Annotated in this window: 13 protein-coding genes, 1 tRNA gene and 1 pseudogene; 11 read left to right on the top strand and 4 right to left on the bottom strand. The window is 48.9% G+C overall.

What is annotated here, in order from left to right; genetic code table 11:
- The first annotated feature begins 136 nt into the window (after window positions 1-136).
- On the top strand, window positions 137-1,726 hold the full coding sequence (locus tag DW830_RS12690; protein WP_119250152.1) for a mannitol dehydrogenase family protein: 1,590 nt from the start codon (window positions 137-139) through the stop codon (window positions 1,724-1,726).
- Window positions 1,727-1,769: 43 nt separating this feature from the next.
- Window positions 1,770-3,041, top strand: a complete 1,272-nt coding sequence (uxuA, locus tag DW830_RS12685) for a mannonate dehydratase (RefSeq protein ID WP_119250151.1) — start codon at window positions 1,770-1,772, stop codon at window positions 3,039-3,041.
- A gap of 121 nt (window positions 3,042-3,162) precedes the next feature.
- Here the strand turns inward: uxuA and DW830_RS12680 are convergent, their stop codons facing one another.
- Both DW830_RS12680 and DW830_RS12675 read right to left on the bottom strand, forming a co-directional pair.
- On the bottom strand, window positions 3,163-3,582 hold the full coding sequence (locus DW830_RS12680; RefSeq protein ID WP_119250150.1) for a hypothetical protein: 420 nt from the start codon (window positions 3,580-3,582) through the stop codon (window positions 3,163-3,165).
- Window positions 3,583-3,602: 20 nt separating this feature from the next.
- A pseudogene (locus DW830_RS12675) lies at window positions 3,603-6,097 on the bottom strand (GH36-type glycosyl hydrolase domain-containing protein).
- Between the two features lie 159 nt (window positions 6,098-6,256).
- Here DW830_RS12675 and DW830_RS12670 point away from each other — a divergent pair.
- The 4 genes from DW830_RS12670 to DW830_RS12655 all read left to right on the top strand — a co-directional run bounded on the left by DW830_RS12670 (window position 6,257) and on the right by DW830_RS12655 (window position 13,707).
- Entirely contained in the window at window positions 6,257-11,251 is a 4,995-nt protein-coding gene (locus tag DW830_RS12670; RefSeq protein ID WP_119250149.1) for an alpha-2-macroglobulin family protein, read from the top strand.
- A 98-nt stretch (window positions 11,252-11,349) separates the two neighbouring features.
- Window positions 11,350-11,733: a hypothetical protein gene (locus tag DW830_RS12665; RefSeq protein ID WP_119250148.1), complete on the top strand. Its 384-nt coding sequence runs from the start codon at window positions 11,350-11,352 to the stop codon at window positions 11,731-11,733.
- Between the two features lie 31 nt (window positions 11,734-11,764).
- On the top strand, window positions 11,765-12,829 hold the full coding sequence (locus DW830_RS12660) for a DUF1573 domain-containing protein (protein ID WP_119250147.1): 1,065 nt from the start codon (window positions 11,765-11,767) through the stop codon (window positions 12,827-12,829).
- Window positions 12,829-13,707, top strand: coding sequence for a 4-hydroxy-3-methylbut-2-enyl diphosphate reductase (locus tag DW830_RS12655; protein ID WP_119250146.1), 879 nt, complete (start codon window positions 12,829-12,831; stop codon window positions 13,705-13,707). The genes DW830_RS12660 and DW830_RS12655 overlap by 1 nt, the downstream gene beginning before the upstream one ends.
- A gap of 270 nt (window positions 13,708-13,977) precedes the next feature.
- Here DW830_RS12655 and cmk read toward each other — a convergent pair whose 3' ends face one another.
- Both cmk and porQ read right to left on the bottom strand, forming a co-directional pair.
- Window positions 13,978-14,670: a (d)CMP kinase gene (gene cmk / locus DW830_RS12650; RefSeq protein WP_119250145.1), complete on the bottom strand. Its 693-nt coding sequence runs from the start codon at window positions 14,668-14,670 to the stop codon at window positions 13,978-13,980.
- A 66-nt stretch (window positions 14,671-14,736) separates the two neighbouring features.
- Window positions 14,737-15,684 carry a type IX secretion system protein PorQ gene (gene porQ, locus DW830_RS12645; RefSeq protein ID WP_119250144.1) on the bottom strand — a complete coding sequence of 316 codons (948 nt, stop codon included), beginning with the start codon at window positions 15,682-15,684 and terminating at the stop codon, window positions 14,737-14,739.
- 159 nt (window positions 15,685-15,843) lie between these two features.
- On the opposite strand from porQ, the gene DW830_RS12640 reads away from it, so the two are divergent.
- The 5 genes from DW830_RS12640 (at window position 15,844) to DW830_RS12620 (ending at window position 21,274) form a co-directional block, all read left to right on the top strand.
- Complete coding sequence (locus tag DW830_RS12640) at window positions 15,844-16,581, top strand: energy transducer TonB (protein ID WP_119250143.1); 738 nt, start codon at window positions 15,844-15,846, stop codon at window positions 16,579-16,581.
- Window positions 16,582-16,627: 46 nt separating this feature from the next.
- The gene (locus tag DW830_RS12635) at window positions 16,628-17,602 is read left to right on the top strand and encodes a polyprenyl synthetase family protein (RefSeq protein ID WP_089544676.1); all 975 of its coding nucleotides are present in this window, start codon (window positions 16,628-16,630) and stop codon (window positions 17,600-17,602) included.
- A 40-nt stretch (window positions 17,603-17,642) separates the two neighbouring features.
- Window positions 17,643-18,419 (top strand): TatD family hydrolase, encoded by a 777-nt coding sequence (locus DW830_RS12630; RefSeq protein ID WP_119250142.1) that lies wholly within the window; start codon window positions 17,643-17,645, stop codon window positions 18,417-18,419.
- 71 nt (window positions 18,420-18,490) lie between these two features.
- Entirely contained in the window at window positions 18,491-21,028 is a 2,538-nt protein-coding gene (locus DW830_RS12625) for a beta-N-acetylglucosaminidase domain-containing protein (protein ID WP_119250141.1), read from the top strand.
- A gap of 158 nt (window positions 21,029-21,186) precedes the next feature.
- Window positions 21,187-21,274: transfer RNA gene (locus tag DW830_RS12620), tRNA-Ser, on the top strand.
- The last annotated feature ends 136 nt before the right edge of the window (window positions 21,275-21,410 follow it).

Raw genomic sequence — 21,410 nt, 5'->3', positions numbered from 1 at the left:
GAATATAAACTAAGAAACAAAAGAGTTAAGTACGAAGAGCCGTGTGATGGGAGACTGTCAAGCACGGTTCCGAGAGAAGGGAGGGTGAAACTCCCTCCACTTACTCGACCATAAAACAACATCAAAATATAAAAGTATGAAACTGAACGACATTCTTTCTGAAAATTTTCAGGCTGCAGAATGGGAAGCTAAAGGTTATCAGCTTCCTCATTATGATATTGCAGCAGTTGCCAAGAAGACTCACGATGAGCCTACTTGGGTTCATTTTGGCGCAGGCAACATTTTCCGTGCGTTCCCTGCCGCTATCCTCAACGATGCGCTCAACACCGGTAAGTACGACCGTGGCGTCATCGTGGCGGAAAGCTTCGACTACGAAATCATCGACAAGGTTTATCGCCCTTACCATAACCTCTCGCTCCTGGTGAGCCTCCAGTCTAACGGCACCATCGAGAAGAAGGTCATCGCTTCTATCACGGAGAGTCTGAAGGCTGACAAGCAGTTTGGTGAGGATTGGGCTCGCTTGGTTCAGATTTTCCAGGCACCGAGTCTGCAGATGGTTACCTTTACCATTACTGAGAAGGGGTATTCCTTCAATGATGCCGATTTGGCTCGTGGTCTCGATGCAGTCTTCGCCATGGGTAAGCTTACCGCACTCCTCTACGAGAGATTCAAGGTGGGCAAGCTGCCGGTTACTCTGCAATCTACTGATAACTGCTCTCACAATGGTGACCACGTGAAGGCGGGCGTGAAGGCGTATGCCGAGCGCTGGGTGAAGGATGGCATCGTGGAGGCTGATTTCCTGGATTACATCAACGATGACAAGAAGGTGACTTATCCTTGGTCTATGATTGATAAGATTACCCCTCGTCCTCACGAGAAGGTACAGGCAATGCTTGCCGAGGATGGTTTCGAGGACAATGATACCATCATCACTGAGAAGCATACCTTTACTGCTCCTTTCGTGAATGCAGAGGAAGTGCAGTATCTCGTTTGCGAGGATACATATACCAACGGTCGACCTCCTTTGGAGTTGGGCGGTGCACTCTATACTACCCGCAAGACCGTGGATGAGGTGGAGACCATGAAGGTAACTACCTGTCTGAATCCGCTGCATACGGCGATGTCTATCTATGGCTGTATGCTCGACTATACCCTGATTTCTGCCGAGATGGCGGATGAGGACCTGCGTGCCTTTATCCAGAAGATCGGTTATATCGAGGCAATGCCGGTGGTTACTGATCCGGGTGTGCTGAATCCTTATGAGTTTATCGGCACCGTGATCAACAAGCGATTGCCTAATCCTTTCATGCCGGATGCTCCTCAGCGTATTGCTACTGATACCAGTCAGAAGCTCTCTATCCGCTTCGGTGAGACTATCAAGAAGTATATCGACCGTGGTCTCGACAAGAGCAACCTGGTTTTGATTCCGCTGGTATTGGCTGGCTATGCCCGTTATCTGAAGGCGCTGGATGACAACCTGAAGCCTTTCGAGCCTTCTTCCGACCCATTGCTGGCAGAACTGCAGGTCATCGTGGCTCCGCTGGAGGTAGGCAAGGCGGATCAGGACTACTCTTGCCTGAAGAATCTCTACAGTCGCAAGGATGTATTTGGTCTCGACCTCTATGAGGCTGGCTTCGGCGAGCAGATTGAGGGCATGGTGAAGGAACTCTTAGCTGGCGAGGGTGCTGTAAGAAAGACATTGCACAAGTATGTTTCTGCAAGATAATTCATTTTTTTTGATTTAACCAATACATTATATATAAAGATATATGGAAAGAACATGGCGCTGGTTTGGCAAGAAGGATAAGATTACGCTTGCCCAGCTGAAACAGATAGGTGTGGAGGGTATCGTGACAGCACTGCACGATGTGCCTCTGGGTGAGGTTTGGACCCGCGAGAAGATTCATGAACTGAAAGAGTATATCGAGTCTTACGGTATGAAATGGAGCGTGGTGGAGTCGCTGCCGGTGGTGGAGACCCTGAAGTACGGTGGTCCTGACCGTGATCATCAGATTGAGGTCTATAAGGAGAGTCTGAGAAACCTGGGTGAGGAAGGCATCAAGTGCATCTGCTACAACTTCATGCCGGTACTGGACTGGGCACGTACCGATTTGGCACACGAGAATCCTAACGGAGCCAACAATCTCTATATGAATTGGGGCGAGTTTGCCTACTTCGACATCTATATCCTGCAGCGTGAGGGTGCCCGTGAGGACTGGGCTGAGTTCTCTAAGGAGCACAAGTGGGGCAGAGACCTCGTGGCTGAGGCTGATGAAATCAAGAAGACTTCTACACCAGAGCAGGATCATGCCTTGGTTGAGAATATCATCATCAAGACCCAGGGCTTCGTATCCGGTAACTTCAGCGAGGGCGATTCTGCTCCTGTCCAGAAGTTCCGTGACCTCTTGAAGCTCTATGATGGCATCGACAAGAAGAAGTTGCAGGAGAATATGAAATACTGGCTGGAGGCAATCATGCCTATCTGCGATGAATACGATATCAACATGTGTGTTCACCCAGACGATCCTCCATATCCTGTATTCGGCTTGCCAAGAATTATCGGCTGTGCCGAGGATATCCAGTGGATGCTGGATGCCGTGCCTAATAAGCACAACGGTCTGACATTTTGTGCAGGTTCCTTCTCTGCCGGTGAGCACAACGACTGTGTGGCAATGGCAAAGCAGTTTGCCGACCGCACCCATTTCGTTCACCTTCGTTCCTGCTACATCTTCCCTAACGGTAACTTCACCGAGGCTTCCCACCTGGGTGGTCGTGGCCATCTGATAGAGCTTTGCCGCATCTTCGAGAAGGCAGAGCAGGAAGGCAAGTGTAATTCGGGTCGCCGATTGCCGATGCGAGTAGATCACGGCATGACCTTCACCGATGAGCCAGGTGGTGTGTTTGATGAGAGCAACCACGGTCACAATGCCGGTTACACCCTCCTGGGCCGCATGTTTGCCATGGGACAGATTCAGGGTGTCATCGCCACTGTGGATGATGAGCTGGGCATAAAGTACAAGCAGCCGGGATTTTATGATTAGTTGATAGGCTTTAGCATATTACGAAAGTTCAGTTAAGTGATTTGAAATCCTGGTTGAATGAAATATGAAAAAGGCTAGCGTGCGTTTTTGCATGCTAGCCTTTTTTAGTGCTTGGGGTGCTTTATTCCTTTGTTTTGAGCTCCACTTCCTCCACATATTTCACCAGTGAATCCTTGCCGTTGAGCAGGTAGTAATCCACTCTAACCACGTGGTTGATATCGGCATTACCCTTTACCTTGATGTGGCGGGTCTTGCTGTATATCATTGTATCGCGACGGGATGGATAGGAGACGAGTTGGATGATGTCCTTGGTGGAACCACTGCCGATGTAGTAGATGCCCACACTATCCTTGCCTGCCTTGATTGCTGCCATCTTTGCCATCTTCTTGGCGTGGATAGCTGATGTATCTTCCGGATAGAATTCGCTGGCGGCTACCGTGTCGCCGTCGTGCTGATCGGGTGCAAACTTGCAGCTTGTACTGGTTGTTGTGATAAAAGTTGTGGCAGCCAGAGCTGCCACAAAACATAAAATTTTCTTCATTATTATTTTGAATTAATCGATTACATTTCTACAATCACTTCGTGCTTGCCTTTCTGGCAAGGGATGATGGTGCCATCGATGGTCTTTCCATCTACGGTAATCTGCTTCACGCCTTTCTCCCTGCCTTCAGGATTCTTCACGATGATGTGGTATTCGCCGCCACGGAACTTGCGGGTTACCTCGTATTCATGGGTGGTGCTTGGGAGACATGGGTCGATGTTCAATCCCTCGTAATCCGGTTTGATACCGAGGATGAATTCTGATACGGTGTACCACATCCAGGCGGCTGTACCGGTTAACCAGGAGTTCTTGCCCTCGCCAGGCTTGGCGGCATCCTTGCCGGCTACCATCTGGCAGTTGACGTATGGCTCCACCTTGTGCAGGGTCTGATATTTCTCCTCTACATAGCTTGGCAGAATCTTGGTATAATGGTTCCAGGCATCATTGCCACGTCCGGCAACGGTTTCGCCGATGATGACCCAAGGGTTGTTGTGGCAGAAGATGCCGGCATTCTCCTTGTAACCTTCAGGATAGGATGAAATCTCGCCCATCTCTACATGATAGGTGGTGTAGGCTGGGTTGTTCAGCACCATTCCGTGCTCGCACTCCAGGCGCTCCTTGGCGCTATTCAGTGCCTTGGCGCAGAGGCCTTCTTCCAGTCCGATGCCAGCATGGTACACCAGCCCTGACTCTCGATGAAGATCTTGCCTTCCTCGTTCTCATTGCTGCCTATCTTGTTGCCGAAGAAATCGTAGGCACGCAAGAACCATTCACCGTCCCATCCATGCTGCTTCACAGCCTCGTTCATCTCATCTACCGCCTGCTGCATGCGCTCGGCTTCTACCAGGTAATCTTCCTCGGCAAGTCCGGCGATAGTGCCTTCATGGCTGTTCGCGGCTTCCTTGGCAAGCTGCTTGCACAGCGCCACGTAGTCCTTTCCGGTTACAACGAAGAGTCCGGCTATCATCAGACTTTCTGCCTTGCTGCCTTCGCCCTTGTTCTCGGTGGTCTGGAAACTCTCGTTCGGATCCCAGGAGAAGCAGTTCAGGTTCAGACAGTCGTTCCAGTCGGCTCTTCCGATGAGTGGAAGCTGGTGAGGACCCAGGTTGTTGATGACGTGGTTCATCGAAATCTTCAAGTGTTCGAAGAGACTTACCTCGCTGCCTGGCTGGTTATCGAATGGTACCTGCTCTGAGAGGATGGAGAAGTCGCCCGTTTCCTTGATATAGGCCACGGTGCCGAAGATGAGCCAGCATGGGTCGTCGTTGAAACCGCCACCGATATCATTGTTGCCACGCTTGGTGAGCGGCTGATACTGGTGATAGCAGCCGCCGTCTGGGAACTGGGTACTGGCGATGTCGATGATGCGCTGGCGGGCACGGGTAGGTATCTGATGAACGAAGCCCACAAGGTCCTGGTTGGAATCACGGAAGCCCATGCCTCTGCCGATGCCGCTCTCGAAGAAGCTTGCAGAACGCGACATGCAGAAGGTTATCATACACTGATACTGGTTCCAGATGTTCACCATGCGGTCGAGCTTGTCGTTTCCGCTCTTCACGGTGAAGATGTTCAGCAGGTTATCCCAGTACTGGTTGAGTTCAGCAAAGGCTGCATCCACCTTTTCGGTGGTATCGAACTTCTGGATGAGCTGATGTGCCTTCTCCTTGTTGATCACCTTCTTGGCAGAGAACTTCTTGTCCTGTTCGTTTTCTACGTATCCCAGGAGGAAGATGAGGTCGCGGCTCTCGCCCGGCTGCAGGGTTACCTCTATATAATGTGATGCGATAGGGCTCCATCCGTGGGCAAAACTGTTGCGTGGCTTGCCTTCGAGTACAGCTTCCGGTTCGGCAAACTCGTTGTAGAGTCCGATGAAGCTCTCACGGTCGGTATCGTAGCCCTGAATCTCTGTATTTACAGTATAGAAAGCGTAGTGGTTGCGGCGCTCACGGTATTCCGTCTTGTGATAGAGGGTAGAGCCTTCTACCTCCACTTCGCCTGTAGAGAAATTGCGCTGGAAGTTCTCCATATCGGTAGCGGCATTCCAGAGGCACCATTCTGCAAAGGAGAACACCTTGAGGGTCTTTACTTCCGCAGTCTGATTCTTCAGCGTCATTTTCTGGACTTCAGCCCAGGTGTGGAGTGGAACGAAGAAGAGAACGCTTGCCTCTACGCCGTTCTTGCTGCCCGTGATGCGGGTATAGTTCATGCCGTGGCGGCATTCATAGCTGTCGAGTGGCGTCTTGCATGGTTTCCAGCCTGGATTCCAGACGGTATCGCCATCCTTGATGTAGAAGTAGCGACCACCATTATCCATAGGTACCCCGTTGTAGCGATAGCGGGTGAGACGACGGAACTTGGCATCCTTATAGAAAGAATACCCACCTGCTGTGTTGGAGATAAGCGAGAAGAAATCCTCGTTACCCAAATAGTTGATCCAAGGCCATGGGGTCTTTGGGTCAGTAATCACGTACTCGCGATTGGCGTCATCAAAATGACCATACTTTTTCTCTACCATTGTTTTTTTAATGTTTATTTTTAGAATTTTTGCATGAATTTGGTGCAAAGATAATAAAAAGTTTCAGTTTATAGGTTAGAAAACAGATATTTTTTGTATTTTTGCATTGAAAAGTTAGATGTTTAACAATTTGCGATTAACATAATATACAGTTGGCTTATGAAAAGAAACATTATAACACTCCTCATAACCGTGTTTGCCATGCTGCAAGCAACGGCTCAAACCTACGACAACTTGTGGAAGCAAGCTGATATCATCGCTCAGAAGGATCAGCCCAAGAGCGAGATAGGGGTGATGAAGAAAATCATCTCCAAGGCTACGGCGGCGAAAGACTACGGGCAGCTGCTGGCGGCTGAGATAAGGCAAGCTATACTCTGGAGAGAGATTTCGCCCGACTCGCTGACGCCCAATGTGAAGCGGATGGAAACGGAAGCACTGAAAGCGAAAGATCCCGTGCTGAAGGCTGTGAGATATGCCGTGCTCGGCAAGGTGTATAGGGAGGTGAATGGGAAGAAGAGCGAGGAGTTCTTCAAGAAAGCCCTGGAGCAGCCTGAACTTCTTGCCAGAAATGCTTCTACCGGGTATGTGCCGCTGACGCTGAAGGGTGTGGATGGCAGTTCGTTCAAGAATGATCTGCTGCATCTCATCGGTTTCGAAGCTGACAGCAAGGAGGCGTATCTGCTGATGTACACCTATTATAATAAGGTGGAAAATCGGGGTGCAGCCTGTCTCTGTGCCTACAAGCTTATCGAGAAATACCGCCAGGATGACGTAAGAGAGGTCAGAAAGTCGAAGTATCTGAATACCATCGACTCGCTCATCCACGTCTATCAGGATATTCCGGAGGCAGGCGAACTTGCCGTGGAGCACTTCCGCTTCATGGAGGGGGCCACCGATGCCAAACCGCTGGATAAGCTCAACTATATCAACTATGCGCTGAACCGCTGGGGCGGATGGTCGAGAATGAATGTGCTGAGAAATGCGCAGAAGCGACTCACAGAGCCGATGTTCCAGGTGCAGGATATGCCATTGGTGCTTCGCCCTTCGGAAAAAAAGTGGGTGCATCTGAATGTGCGCAATCTCCAGAATCTGAACATTCGGCTTTCCCGTCTCAATATCACAGCGGATAATGAATATGATGTCCAGAATGAGGCTACCTATAAGATGCTCCTGAAGAAGACTACGAAGCTGCATCAGAAGGATTTCAGCCGCAACTACTATGGTCGTCCGGATTACGAAGAGGTGAAGGATTCCATCGAAATAGGTGGCAATCTGCCGCTGGGCGCCTATCTGATGGAGGTGACTTCGGATAATACAGGCATTGCTCCGCAGCGAGAACTCTTCTATGTCAGCAATCTGGCGGTGATGATACAGCAGTTGCCTGATGACAGGCATCGCTATGTAGTGGTGAATGCTACCGACGGTCAACCTGTTCCAGGTGCGAAGATAGTGCTCTATGACAGAAACTATGACGACAAGACGGGCAAGTTCAAGAGAGTCATTCATGCCCGAATGACGACAGATGACCAGGGCGAGGCTTACTTCAAGAATGTGGATGGAAAGGTATTGATCTACACATCTGCAGATAAGTTTGCGCCTGCCAAGGATATCTACCTCTCACGTGCCCGCTATTACGAGAAGAAGGATGATGAAACGAAATATCAGTTGTTTACCGACCGTGCCATCTATCGCCCGGGCCAGAAGGTGCATGCCACAGCCGTTTCCTATATCGTGAAGAAAGGCCTGGATGCCAGTGTGCCGGGAAAGAGCATGGAACTGAAGTTTATCCTGAGGGATGCCAACTGGAAGCAGGTGGCTGAGCAGAAGGCTACAACCGACGAATATGGTACGGCATCTGTGGATTTCGAATTGCCTCAAGGTGGACAGACAGGCATGTATCATGTATCCGTGAATAACCGAGCTAACAGTTCCTTCCGTGTGGAGGAATACAAGCGTCCAACCTTCGAGATTACCTTCCCGAAGGTGAACGAGAAATATAACTGGGGCGACACCGTAGTGGTGAAGGCTTCGGCAAAGACCTACGCCGGTGTACCTGTGCAGGGCGCCAAAGTGGAGTATCAGGTGACCCGCAGAAACCAGCTCTGGTGGTGGGGCGCAGGCTCTGCCGGACAGTTGATAAAGACAGACAGTTGCGTGACTCGTGAGGACGGAACCTTCGACGTAGAGATTCCGCTGGAGGCTTCCTTGTCAGGAAAAGACGAGGTTGATATGAGCGATTTCATGCGCATCGCCCGTTTCTTCAACTTCGAGGTTTCTGCTATTGTCACCGACATCAGTGGTGAGAGCCACGAGGGTGTAATGAGTCTGCCTCTGGGCACCAAGCCAACCATCCTCACGGTGGATCTTCCTAAGCGTATCGAAACAGACAGTCTGAAGACGGTGACCTTCGCTTACCGCAATGCCAGCGGTATGGAGATATCCAGCAACCTGAAGTACCGCATCGACAAGGGCGAATGGAAGGATGCCGAGGCGAATGCGCCGATTTCTATGGCTGTATTGCCATCAGGAGTGCATGAGATGGAGGCAATCTGCGGACAGGACACCCTGCAGCAGAAGTTCACCCTCTTCAGCATCAAGGATACCCATCCGATGGAGCCAACCACTGAATGGTATTATCAGACGGCGAAGACCTTCCCGCGTGATGGAAAACCGGTATATGTGCAGGTGGGTTCTTCTGAAAACGGAGCGCACATCGTTTATTCCATCATCGCTGGCAACAAACTGCTGGAGAAGGGTGCCTGGGAGTTGGGCGACAGCATCGTTACCCTGCCATTCACCTACAAGCCGGAATATGCTTCGGGTGTGGTGATTAATTATAGTTTCGTGAAGAACGGCGAATGCTATACCAGAAAAATCAGCATCGCCCGTCCTTTGCCGGAGAAGAAGTTGAACATCACCTGGAAGACTTTCCGCGACCGTCTCACTCCGGGACAGAAGGAGAAGTGGACCTTGCAGATTACAACTCCCGACGGCAAGCCAGCCAAGGCACAGCTGATGAGTGTACTTTATGATAAGTCGCTCGACCAGTTGGCTGACCACACCTGGAAAATGTCGCTGGGATTCAGCCAGTGGTTGCCAGACTGCTATTGGAAGAGCAATCTGAAGTATTATGAGATGGGATTGTCGGGTACTTATCCTACCAAATATTACGATGAGAAGGAGTTGGAGGTGGATCAGTTTGATGGCAAATACTTTAGCTTTTCTGCTTATATGCAAGCGGTGGAACTGAGCAAGTTGGAACGTTCTTCTGGCGGAACCGTTGAGTCTGTTCGTATACAGAAAGACGAGCTGGTTCGAGAAGAAGCGAAAGTCATGAGGATTCGCGGTTCTAAGATGGTTCGTGTTGCAGCGGCTGCTCCATCAGCCAACAAGGTTTTTGATGTAGTAGAGGAGATGCCGCAGTTTGCTGGCGGTTCAGGCTCAGACGCAGGACAGTTCCTCGACAAGGTTCAGATTCGTGAAAACCTGAACGAGACCGCCTTCTTCTATCCTGCCTTGGAGAGCGACAACCAGGGCAATGTGGCTATCAATTTCACCCTGCCGGAGAGCGTGACTACCTGGAAGTTCATGGGCTTGGCTCATGACAAGGAGATGCGCAACGGTTTGCTGGTTGATGAGGCTGTGGCTCAGAAAACCGTGATGGTACAGCCTAACATGCCTCGATTCCTGCGTGAAGGCGACAAGAGCTGCATCGTGGTGAAACTCTTCAACACTTCTGACAAGAAGGTGAACGGCAATGCCCGCATGCAGATTCTGGATGCCGAAACCCAGAAGGTGGTTTGGCAGAAGACCCAGGGCTATAAGATAGATGCCGAGGGTTCAGCCATCGTCTCCTTTGATGTATCGGGATTGAAAGAAGGTGTATATATAAATAAGGTGGTGGCTGCCGGTAATGGCTACAGCGATGGCGAACAGCATTACCTGCCGGTTTTGAGCAACCGTGAACTCGTGGTGAACACCCTGCCTATCACCCTGCATCAGAAGGGTGAGCAGAACTTCGACCTGAGCAAACTTTTCCTGAACAAGGAGGGCAAGCAGGCGAAGGGCGCTGAAGATGCCAAGGTAACCATCGAGTATACCAACAATCCTAGTTGGCTGATGGTGAAGGCGCTGCCGTCTATCAGCAATCCGGATGAGGAGGATGCCATTTCGCTGATGTCTGCCATCTACGCCAATACCATCACCACCCATATCCAGAAGACTCTCTCTTTGGATAATCATTCTCAGAAGAATCTCTCTCAGGAGACCATTCGTCTGCAGAATCAGGTGGAGAAACTGAAGAAGTTGCAGAACCCTAACGGTTCCTTCTCCTGGTGGAAGGGCATGAAGGGCAGCCGGTATATGACAACGTCGGTAGCCGAAATGATGGTTCGATTGAATGCCATCGCAGGTGTGCAGAAATCAACCGCCAAGATGCTGACTTCCGCCATCAATTATCTCTCCTCGCAGACTGCCCAGGAAGTGAGAGAAATGAAGAAGCAGGAGGAGAAAAAGCACAAGGTGAATCCTAGCGAGATGGCTTTGCATTATCTCTATATTGTCGCAATGGATGGGACTTGTGTGAAACTCAAAGCTCCTGCTTTGAATGACATGGATTATCTCCTCGGAAAACTGAAGAAGATGACGGGTTCGTTGACCATCTATGGCAAGGCGAAGGCTGCTGTGATACTCGCCCTAAACTACGATTACAAGACGGCTGCCGACTACTTGAAGAGCATGGAGGAATATTCCGTCTATCGTGAGGATATGGGCAGATATTATGATACTCGCAAGGCGTACTATAGTTGGAGAAACTATAAGATTCCAACGGAGGTGGCTGCCATCGAGGCTCTGCAGGCTTTGGATGCTCAGTCTATAGCTGCTATTTCTTCAGCATCGTCTGCTATTAGCAAACAGCAGACTATCGAGGAGATGCAGCGCTGGCTTCTGATGTCGAAGCGCACCCAGGTTTGGGATACGCCGGTGAACACCGTGGATGCTGTCTACGCCTTTATGAAGGGCAATGAAAGCAACTGGAACAGAAAGGCTGAGAATGCTGTTCTGAAACTGGATGGCAAGCTGCTCCCGATGCCGCAGGATTCTACTACGCTGGGTTATGTCAAGACCGCAAAGGCGGGTAAGGCATCTACCTGAGCATCAACAAGAAGAGTGATTATACCAGCTGGGGTGCCGTATATGCAGAGTTCAAGCAACCTGTCAGCGAAATCGCATCTGCCGAATCGGGCATCAAGGTGCGCCGTGTCATCGTTCCTGCTGAATCGCAGGGCAGGGGCAAGGCTCAGGCGAAGGTGGGAGAGAAGGTGAAGGTAACACTCATCATTACTGCCGACCGTGACTACGATTTCGTGAAAATTGTGGACAAACGGGCAGCCTGTCTGGAGCCTGTCAATCAGCTGAGCGGTTACCAGTGGGGAATGGAATGTTATGTTTCTCCTAAGGATAATACAACAAATTTCTATTTTAATCGTTTATCTAAAGGTAAGCATTTCGTAGAAATGGAATATTATGTTGACCGTAAGGGCGACTACCAGTCGGGATCCTGCACGGCAGAGTGTACCTACAGTCCGGAGTTTGGTGGTCGTACGGAGGCATATAAGATGACAGTTAATAATTAATATAAGGATTGATAATTACGAATAGAATAGTATGAAACGAATGAATATATTGATGCTTTCATCGCTGTTGGCGGTGTCTGCGTCGGCACAGAAAATAAGTACTCAGAGCGAGATCGTGGATTGTGGACAGGTAGTATTCCGCAAGCCGGTGACCGCTGAGTTCCTGATGAAGAATGAGGGCAGCAAACCGCTGATCATCCATCAGGTGTATAAGAGTTGCGGATGTACAGAAGTGGTGTATCCGAAGAACAGTGTGGCTCCTGGCGACAGCTTCTTGGTCAAGGCGGTGTATGATGCGAAGCAGATGGGTACCTTCCACAAGCAGATATGCCTCTATAGCAATGCATCGGAGGAACCTTTTATCCTCTCTATGCGTGGTAGGGTAGTGAGCAATGTGGTAGATTTCGCAGGTCCGTATGATGAACTGCTTGGCGAACTCAAGTCGGATGTCCAGGAGGTGGAGTTTGATGACGTGAACCGTGGCGACCGTCCGGTACAGCGCATCCATATCTTCAATCCTACAGAGGAGATGATGGAACCTGTGGTCATGCATCTTCCTAACTATCTCCAGGCGACTGTTTCGCCATCCAGGGTGGCTCCTCACCGTTCCGCAGAGATTACCTTCGTGCTGGATTCGAAGAAGCTGCGTGATTTCGGCTTGAATCAGACTTCTGTTTATCTGGGTGAGCGTCCTGGTGACAAGATTGCTCCAGAGAAGGAAATCGTGGTTTCTGCCGTTCTCCTGCCAAGTTTCGACAAGTTGACTGCTGAGCAGAAAGAACAGGCACCGAAGGTGGAACTCTCTACCACCGATCTGAATCTGGGAAGCTTCAACGGCAAGAAGAAGCGCAAGGGTGAAATCCTGGTTACCAACAGGGGTAAGTCGGTTTTGGATATCCGAAGCATGCAGATGTTTACCATGGGCTTGCAGGTACAGTTGAAGAAGAGCAAGATTCAGCCGGGAGAGACCGTGAAGATGAAGGTAACAGCCGTGGCTGCCGATCTGAAGAAGTCGCGTGCCAAGCATCCTCGTATTCTCATGATTACCAATGATCCGGAGAATGCCAAAGTTGTAATTAGAATAAATGTAAAGTAATGCAGATAGAAATAGATCATGGTAGTGGTTTCTGCTTCGGCGTAACCACTGCCATCAAGAAAGCTGAAGAAGAGTTGGAAAAGGGCAGTACACTCTACTGCCTGGGTGATATTGTGCATAATGGTATGGAGGTGGAGCGCCTGCATGAGGCGGGACTCATCACCATCGACCATGAGGAGATGAAGGAGCTTCACGGTGTGAAGGTGCTGCTTCGTGCCCATGGTGAACCGCCTGAGACTTATGCGCTGGCAGAGAAGAACAATATTGAGATTATTGATGCTACCTGTCCGGTAGTACTCCAGTTGCAGCGCCGCATCAAGAAGCAGTATGTGAGCAATCCTGAGGCGCAGATTGTCATCTTCGGCAAGAAAGGTCATGCCGAGGTGTTGGGTCTGGTAGGACAGACCGAGAGTCATGCCCTCGTGGTAGAGAAGTTGGAGGATGTAGAGCATCTGAAGGAAGTAGGTAAGTTGGATTTCAACCGTGATATCTATCTCTATTCCCAGACCACCAAGAGTCTGGATGAGTTCCATCGCATCATCGAGTATTGCCAGGAGCATATTGTAGAGGGCGCAACCTTCAAGAGCTTTGATACCATCTGCCGCCAGGTGGCTAACAGAATGCCAAACATCGCATCCTTTGCCAGCAAGCATGATGTCATCCTCTTTGTCAGTGGCAGAAAGAGCAGCAATGGAAAGGTGCTCTTCAAGGAGTGCAAGAGTGTGAATCCTAACAGCTATCAGATAGAGAGTGCCGAGGAAATCAATATGGATTGGTTGAAGGGCGTGAATACCGTTGGCATCTGCGGTGCTACCAGTACTCCTAAATGGCTGATGGAAGAATGCAAGGAGAAAATCATCAAGGATACCTTATCATAAAGAGAAATAGGTAATCTGATGATTCAACTCCTAAAATAAAAACAGGTGATAAATCTTCTCACGAGGACTTATCACCTTCAAAAAACAGTAATTAACTCAAAATTTATAATCTATATCATTACTACTTTGTCATTATGGTTGCAAAGATAAATAAAACAACGTTTTTTTGCAAAGCCAATTCTTTAAAATGGTTGTTTTATTATATTAAACTGAGATTTTAATATATTTTTGCAATATTCTCTATCCTTTCTTCAACAAAGTAGCTTTTTGTTACTTTTCTGTGGCTTTTTGATACTGTTTCATCAACCATTCCTTCTGTTCCGGAATTGTCATCTCACTGTTGTCAAGTGTGATGGCATCATCAGCCTTGCGCAAAGGAGAGGTCTCACGATGAGTATCAATGTAGTCACGCTCCTCTACATTCTTCAGGATTGCCTCGAAATCGGCAGGCATTCCTTTCTCCTTGAGCTCATCGAAACGGCGCTGTGCTCTTACCTGAGAGCTTGCCGTAACGAAGATCTTCAGTTCTGCATTAGGGAAAACGGTGGTACCGATGTCACGGCCATCCATGACGATGCCCTTGTCTTCGCCCATCTTCTGCTGCTGGGCTACCAAAGCCTCTCTTACGAATGGGATGGCTGCCACTGGGCTTACGTGATTGGAAACCTCCAGCGAGCGGATCTCCTTTTCTACCAACTCACCGTTGAGGTAGCAGTCTGGGCGACCTGTGCCGGCGTTGAACTTGAAAGAGATGTTGATGTTTGGCATCTCGGTCTCTAACTCTGCAACCTTTACCTTGCCATCCTCATCGAAAAGCTGGTGACGCAAGGCGTAGAGCGTAACTGAGCGATACATTGCACCTGTATCTACATACACATATCCGATTTCCTTGGCAAGATCCTTTGCCATGGTACTCTTTCCACAAGAAGAGTAACCGTCAATTGCTATTGTAATCTTCTTCATATCTTTAAATCTGAAAAGTTTATCTATTCTATAATCAGTATTCTATTCTATTCTATAATCAGTATTTTATAATCTGTAGTCGATATTCAGCAGCAGACTGTTGCTGCTGACATGGTATTTGCCGTAGGCGATGTTGAGATGGAAGCGCTCCAGATTGATACCGCCACCAAACGACCATCCGGCTCCATGGCTGCTGGTCTCATCTTCTCCGTTTACGATTTTCATTTCATCGTGGCGTTGGAAGTTGTAGCCTGCTCCCAGCCAGAGGCTTTCGCTCAACAGCAGATCGGCACCTAATACCGCATGGTTTCTAAGTCCCTTATCCCAATGGTTCAGATTCACCAAAGTGACTGAAATGCGGAAAGGAGTATTAATGAAGTGCTTGCTGACACCTACCTGTAGGTCGATCGGCATCTTCTCGTATTCTTCATCATAAGCCTTGAGCTGTCCACCCAGATTTTTGGCTACTGCTGAAACCGACCACTCATAGTCGGGGTCGTAATAGTTGAGACCTAAATCCACTCCCATGGCGATAGAGTTGTAATCACCGATATACGAGGTGATGAATTTGGCGGTGATGCCACCCACGATGCGTTCGCTGAGCAGGTAGGAGAAAGTACCCGCCAGGCAGATATCCTTAGCCGAGAATTCACCCATCTGGATGTTGTTCTCATCGGTCTGCTTCATCTTGCCATAATCCACATACTGGGCCGCAACCGCCCACGAAGCCTTCTCTCCGGCGATGCGGTTGAATGAAGCTGATGCCATATTCACCCCCTTCATATAGTTCATGTAGTTGAAGTTGAGGGTACGGTCGTTCACCGAAGTGAGCAGGGCTGGATTATGGAAAGCAAGTGCCGCATCATCTTCTATCAAGGTGATGTTATCGCCTCCCAAGGCTGCAGCATGGGCACTGACGGGGAGTCGGAGGAAGTTATACCCCGTCTGACTCTCTTGAGCCCCCATTTTTGTCGCGAAAAGCGTCAATATAATGGAAAAAACAACTTTTTTCATTTAAAATATCTAATTCTTTGGCAAAGATACGGCTTTTTTGAGAAATAAGACGTAAATTTGCAATGTTTTCGTAGAAAATAACGAAAGAGAATGTAAAATATTGCAGTTTGGACCCCAAAAACGGGTGAACAAGTCTGCAAATAGTAGATAATAGATATTGTGGAAATAAAGAAATCAGATCGTGCACAGTTGGAGGACAAGCGGGTAACCTTTTTCCTGCTGGGACTCCTTATTGCCTTTACGCTTCTTTTTGTAGGATTGCAATATTCCAGAAATCCGCAGGGAGATGACGACTGGGCAGAGAACTTTGAAGATCTTTCGCAAGATATGGAAATGTCAACTCCGCCCGACCAGAAAGATATGGTGAGTGCGGAGGCTATGGCGAAGGCACCTGCCTCGCAGGCTATCACCCAGGAGGTGAAACCTACCGAGCAGCAAATGGTCAAGAAGACTCCGGAAAAGATCAGCACGACTACCAGTGAACTGGTAATCGGTGATGGTTCGGGTGTGGTAGAAGGGGCTGACGTCAAGGAGGCGGCTCCTGAGACGGCGGTGGATCCGGCAGATACACAGGCTGAGGCTCCTATCAAGTTTACCGTGGTGCAGAAGATTCCGGAGTTTCCTGGAGGCTGGTCGGCATTCATGCAATGGCTCACCAAGAACCTGAAGTATCCGCAGGTGGCGCAGAACAACAAGGTACAGGGTACGGTGGTGGTAACCTTCATCGTGAACAAGGATGGAAGCATCGCCAATACCAAGGTAAGTACCTCGGTGGATGCAGCCCTTGATGCTGAAGCGCTCCGCGTGATGAAGATGATGCCCAAATGGAAACCGGGTATGGACAAGAACAAGGTGTGCCGTACCATGATTGCCGTTCCGGTGGTATTCAAGTTATAAAAGACAAGTTATAAATCAGATATTATAAATTAGAAATATGATAGATATGAAGACATCAGAAGAATTATTGGTAATGGTGAATGATTTCCTGGCAAATCTCCCATACAATCGTAAACCATTGTCGCTTTACGAACCGGTGAAGTACGTACTCTCTTTAGGTGGAAAGCGTATTCGCCCTGTTTTAATGCTCTTGGGATACAATCTCTTCAAGAATGATCCTGAGAAGATTCTGATGAATGCGATAGCTCTTGAGACTTATCACAACTATACGCTCTTGCACGACGACCTGATGGATAATGCAGACCTCCGTCGTGGTCATGAGACTGTACACAAGAAGTGGGATGCCAATACTGCTATCCTCTCCGGTGACAGTATGTTGGTGTTGGCTTACGAGAGAATGGCACAGTGCGACGATCAACATCTTGCCAAGGTGATGAAGCTCTTTACTACTACTGCCCTTGAGATTGGAGAGGGACAGCAGTATGATATGGAGTTTGAGAACCGCAATGATGTGAAGGAAGAGGAATATATCGAGATGATTCGCCTCAAGACCAGTGTGCTTCTGGCTTGTGCCCTGAAGATTGGTGCCATCCTGGCTGATGCTTCTGCTGAGGATGCTGACAATCTCTATAAGTTTGGCGAGCAGATCGGCTTGGCTTTCCAGCTGCAGGATGATTTCCTCGATGTATATGGTGATTCCAAGGTGTTTGGTAAGGCTATTGGTGGTGATATCACTTCCAACAAGAAGACTTTTATGCTCATCAATGCCTTCAACCATGCCAATGATGCCCAGCGTGCTGAACTCCAGAAATGGGTGGATGCCAAGGAATTCGACCGCAATGAGAAGGTGGCTGCCGTTACCCGTCTCTATAACGAAATCGGTATCGACAAGATGGCACAGGATAAGATTGCCTATTACTTCGAGCAGAGCAAGAAGTATCTTGATGCTGTGAATGTGCCTGCTGAGCGCAAGGAGGAGTTGGCAAAGTATGCACAGAAAATGATGAAGCGCCAGTACTAATCATAAAGTTCAAAGCTCAAAGTTCAAAGTTCAAAGTTCAATGTTCAAAGTAATAGATACGCATACTCATCTCGATGCAGAAGAGTTTGATGAGGATAGAGCGGAAGCCTTCGCTCGTGCCCAGGAAGCGGGGGTAGGCAAGGTGTTCTTGCCTGCCATCGATGTGAAGACCACGCACGCTGTACTGGCATTGAGTCGGGAATATCCGGGTTATGCCTATCCCATGATCGGTTTGCATCCTGAAGAGGTGAAGGCTGACTGGAAGGATCAGCTGGCTGAACTCAGGAAGATGCAGATTTCTGATTTCATAGCCATTGGCGAAATCGGACTGGATTATTACTGGAGCCGTGAGTTCGAGCAGGAGCAGTTGGAGGCATTCGAGGAACAGGTGAAATGGTCGGTAGAAACCCGACTCCCCCTGATGATTCATTGCCGCAAGGCACAGAACGAGATGGTGCACTTGCTCCGTCAGTATCAGAAAGACCTGCCTGGTGGCGTGTTCCACTGCTTCACGGGCAATCAGAAGGAGGCTGAAGAGCTTCTCTCTTTCGATAACTTCGTGCTGGGTATCGGCGGTGTTTCTACTTTCAAGAGCAGTCATCTCAGAGAAGATCTTCCGGCTGCGGTTCCGATGAATCGCATCATCCTGGAGACCGACAGTCCTTATATGGCTCCCGTGCCTTATCGTGGCAAGCGCAATGAAAGCGCTTTCGTGATAGAAGTGCTCAAGACTCTGGCAAAAGCCTACGGAGTGAGTGAGGAGGAATTCGCAGAACAGACGAATAAGAATGTAGAAAGCGTCTTTCAGCTGAATTAAGTCAGGAAAGCGTCTTTCCCCTATGAAATAATAAAAATAATAAGCTTAATATTAAAACCAAACGATTCATTATGACTAGAAAAGTGATTTTGGCTGCTATGTTGATGGCAGCATTTGCACAGGGCACTCAGGCACAAGACCTGAGCGGCCAGCGTTCTGAAAAGCAGGACGTGCACATGATTCCTGGTAAGAAACTGGATCATCACGGACTCATCGTGAGTCCTACACCACATCTTCTGAATGTGGATGCTGCTAACCGACTCGACCTGCAGAAGGGTGTCAAGGTGATTGACAAGAAAGGTAAGTTTGCGGATGATGTGAAGTTCCTGACCGCTAACGCCAAGGGCATTCGCCTGACCATCGATTTCGGTGAGAAACTTGCTGCTAAAGCAGGAGTGAAGCCTGTATCGGGTGCTTACAGCCTGAAGGCTGATGCCAAAGGTATCCAGATTGTGGGATACGATGAGCGTGGTGCTTTCTATGGCTTGCAGACCTTGCGCCAGATTGTAAACAGCGAGATGGCTAAGGGCCAGATGCCTTATACCACTTGCAACGACTACCCAGATCTTCCAAACCGTGGTGTGGTAGAAGGCTTCTATGGTGAGCCTTGGTCTCATCAGGTGCGTCTTTCCCTCATCGATTATTATGGAAAGAACAAGATGAACACCTATCTCTATGGTCCAAAGGATGATCCTTATCACAGCTGCCCTAACTGGCGCTTGCCTTATCCTGAGAAAGAGGCTAAGAACATCAGCGAACTCGTACAGGCTTGCCGTCGCAACCGTGTAGATTTCGTATGGGCTATCCATCCTGGACAGGATATCAAGTGGAACGAGGAAGACTATCAGAACCTGGTTCACAAGCTTGACTTGATGTACGACCTCGGTGTACGTTCTTTCGCTATTTTCTTTGATGATATTTCCGGCGAGGGTGCCAACCCAGTGAAGCAGTCTGAACTCTTGAACCGCCTGGCTAAGGAGTTTGTGAAGGCTAAGGGCGATGTTACACCGCTCGTGATGTGTCCTACCGATTATACCCGTCTCTGGGCGAATCCAAAACCAACCGGTTCTTTGGCTATCTTCGGTAACACCCTCGATCCATCTATCAATGTATTCTGGACAGGTGATGTGGTATGTAGTGACTTGACCCGCGAGACGCTCGACTGGGTGAACTCCCGTATCAAGCGCCCTGCTTATTACTGGTGGAACTTCCCTGTAACAGATTATGCACGCCATATCATCATGCAGGGTCCTACCTACGGTTTGCAGACCGACCTGACCAACAAGGATCTCTGTGGTTTCGTGAGCAACCCAATGGAGCATGGTGAGGCTTCCAAGCTGGCACTCTATGGTGTAGCCGACTATTCTTGGAATATCGCCAACTATAATCCGCTCGACAACTGGGAACGTGGTCTGGTAGATCTGACTCCAGAGGCACACGATGCTTATCGCACATTCGCTATGCACTCATGCGATACCGAGACCGGTTATCGCCGTATCGAATCATGGGAGACCAAGAGCTTCCGCATCGATAACTTCACCGATGCCGAGTTCAATGCCCTGCAGAGCGAGTTTGTAAGAGTGAAGAATGCGCCTGCTCAGATGGAGGCAAACTGCAAGAATGCCCTGCTGATGAAGGAACTCCGTCCTTGGTTGACTGAGTTTGGCAAGTTGGGCGACCGTGGCTTGAAGACCATGAGTCTTATCAAGGAATACAAGGCTGGCAACGACCAGGCATTCTGGGAGGGCTACGTAAACAACCGCATGAGCAAGGAAGATGTAGCTGCCTACGAGAAGCATAAGTCTGGAACCATGGTATTGCAGCCATTCTATGAGCAGTCTATGGATGATATGGCTTCTGGATTCTTCAAGAAGTTGACTGGCAAGGTGCCTGCTTTCTATAAGGGTATCGGTACTTATGCAACCTTGAGAACTACCCAGAGCAAGGCGATGTTTGACAATGATTCTACTACCTATTATACATCAGGTAATGGTCAGAACACTGGCGACTGGATTGGTGCAGACTTAGGTTGTGTACGTTCTGTTTCTGAGGTAAGAATCCTTCAGGGACGTAACTCTGTGGATGATGTGGATTACTTCGACAACACCGTATTGGAGTATTCTCTTGACAGAAAGGAATGGAAGGCGCTGACTGGCGAGTTGAAGAAGCAGTACATCATCAACTGGAAGACCGATTCTCCTGTTGAGGCACGTTATATCCGCATCAAGAAATTGAAGTCTGACAAGCGCAACTGGGCTGCAGTCCGTACCTTCGAGGTGAACCCAACTACTCCAGAGCGTTTGAGCTTTACAGTAGAGGCTAAGGATATGCAGGCAGCGATGTATGGTTTCGATGAGAACCCTTGCACCTCATTCACAAATGAGGGAACTCTCACCTTTGGCGTAGAGAAGGGTGTTACCGGCTATACATTCTTGCTGAAGGTTGCTCCTGGCAGCTCTGTCGTTTGCCGTCAGTTGAATGCCAAGGGTAAGGTATTGGCAACAACCAGCATCGATCAGTCATTCTGCAAGGTAGAATTGGTGAAGAAGGCTGCCAAGGTTCTGATTGAGGGCACAGCAGAAATCTTCGAGATTATTCCTGAGAAGTAAGAACCAACAAGTCGCCCTGAAAGGGCAAAAGCTTCCTTTTATGCAGCTTTTGTCCTCTCAGGGCGCTTGTTTTATATGTTCTCTAGTTAAAGAAATGTAAAAAGCACACGAATATGTGGCTTTTCGAATAAAAAGTGATAATTTTGTACTCCGAAACTGGAAAGGTGCTCGAGTGGCTGAAGAGGCACGCCTGGAAAGCGTGTATTCCCCTAAAGGGAATCGGGGGTTCGAATCCCCCTCTTTCCGCTTTTTTATATATATAATAAGGTATATACCCGTTGGCGGAATTAATTTAGCGCATACTTAACCCTGCCAATCGGTCTGTTGTTTACATAATTAATATATTGCAAGACTGTAAATGCGCTGATTTTCCCGATGATTC

Source organism: Prevotella sp. AM34-19LB, assembly GCF_003468525.1.
GTDB lineage: Bacteria > Bacteroidota > Bacteroidia > Bacteroidales > Bacteroidaceae > Prevotella.
This window is presented reverse-complemented; position numbering and strand designations above follow the sequence as displayed.

Bases quoted from the DNA above. Each gene is read 5' to 3' on its own strand.
- DW830_RS12625 (WP_119250141.1), top strand. From the start codon at position 18,491: ATGACTAGAAAAGTGATTTTGGCTGCTATGTTGATGGCAGCATTTGCA.
- porQ (WP_119250144.1), bottom strand. From the start codon at position 15,684: ATGAAAAAAGTTGTTTTTTCCATTATATTGACGCTTTTCGCGACAAAA.
- DW830_RS12655 (WP_119250146.1), top strand. From the start codon at position 12,829: ATGCAGATAGAAATAGATCATGGTAGTGGTTTCTGCTTCGGCGTAACC.
- DW830_RS12635 (WP_089544676.1), top strand. From the start codon at position 16,628: ATGAAGACATCAGAAGAATTATTGGTAATGGTGAATGATTTCCTGGCA.
- DW830_RS12690 (WP_119250152.1), top strand. From the start codon at position 137: ATGAAACTGAACGACATTCTTTCTGAAAATTTTCAGGCTGCAGAATGG.
- cmk (WP_119250145.1), bottom strand. From the start codon at position 14,670: ATGAAGAAGATTACAATAGCAATTGACGGTTACTCTTCTTGTGGAAAG.
- DW830_RS12670 (WP_119250149.1), top strand. From the start codon at position 6,257: ATGAAAAGAAACATTATAACACTCCTCATAACCGTGTTTGCCATGCTG.
- uxuA (WP_119250151.1), top strand. From the start codon at position 1,770: ATGGAAAGAACATGGCGCTGGTTTGGCAAGAAGGATAAGATTACGCTT.
- DW830_RS12660 (WP_119250147.1), top strand. From the start codon at position 11,765: ATGAAACGAATGAATATATTGATGCTTTCATCGCTGTTGGCGGTGTCT.
- DW830_RS12680 (WP_119250150.1), bottom strand. From the start codon at position 3,582: ATGAAGAAAATTTTATGTTTTGTGGCAGCTCTGGCTGCCACAACTTTT.
- DW830_RS12630 (WP_119250142.1), top strand. From the start codon at position 17,643: ATGTTCAAAGTAATAGATACGCATACTCATCTCGATGCAGAAGAGTTT.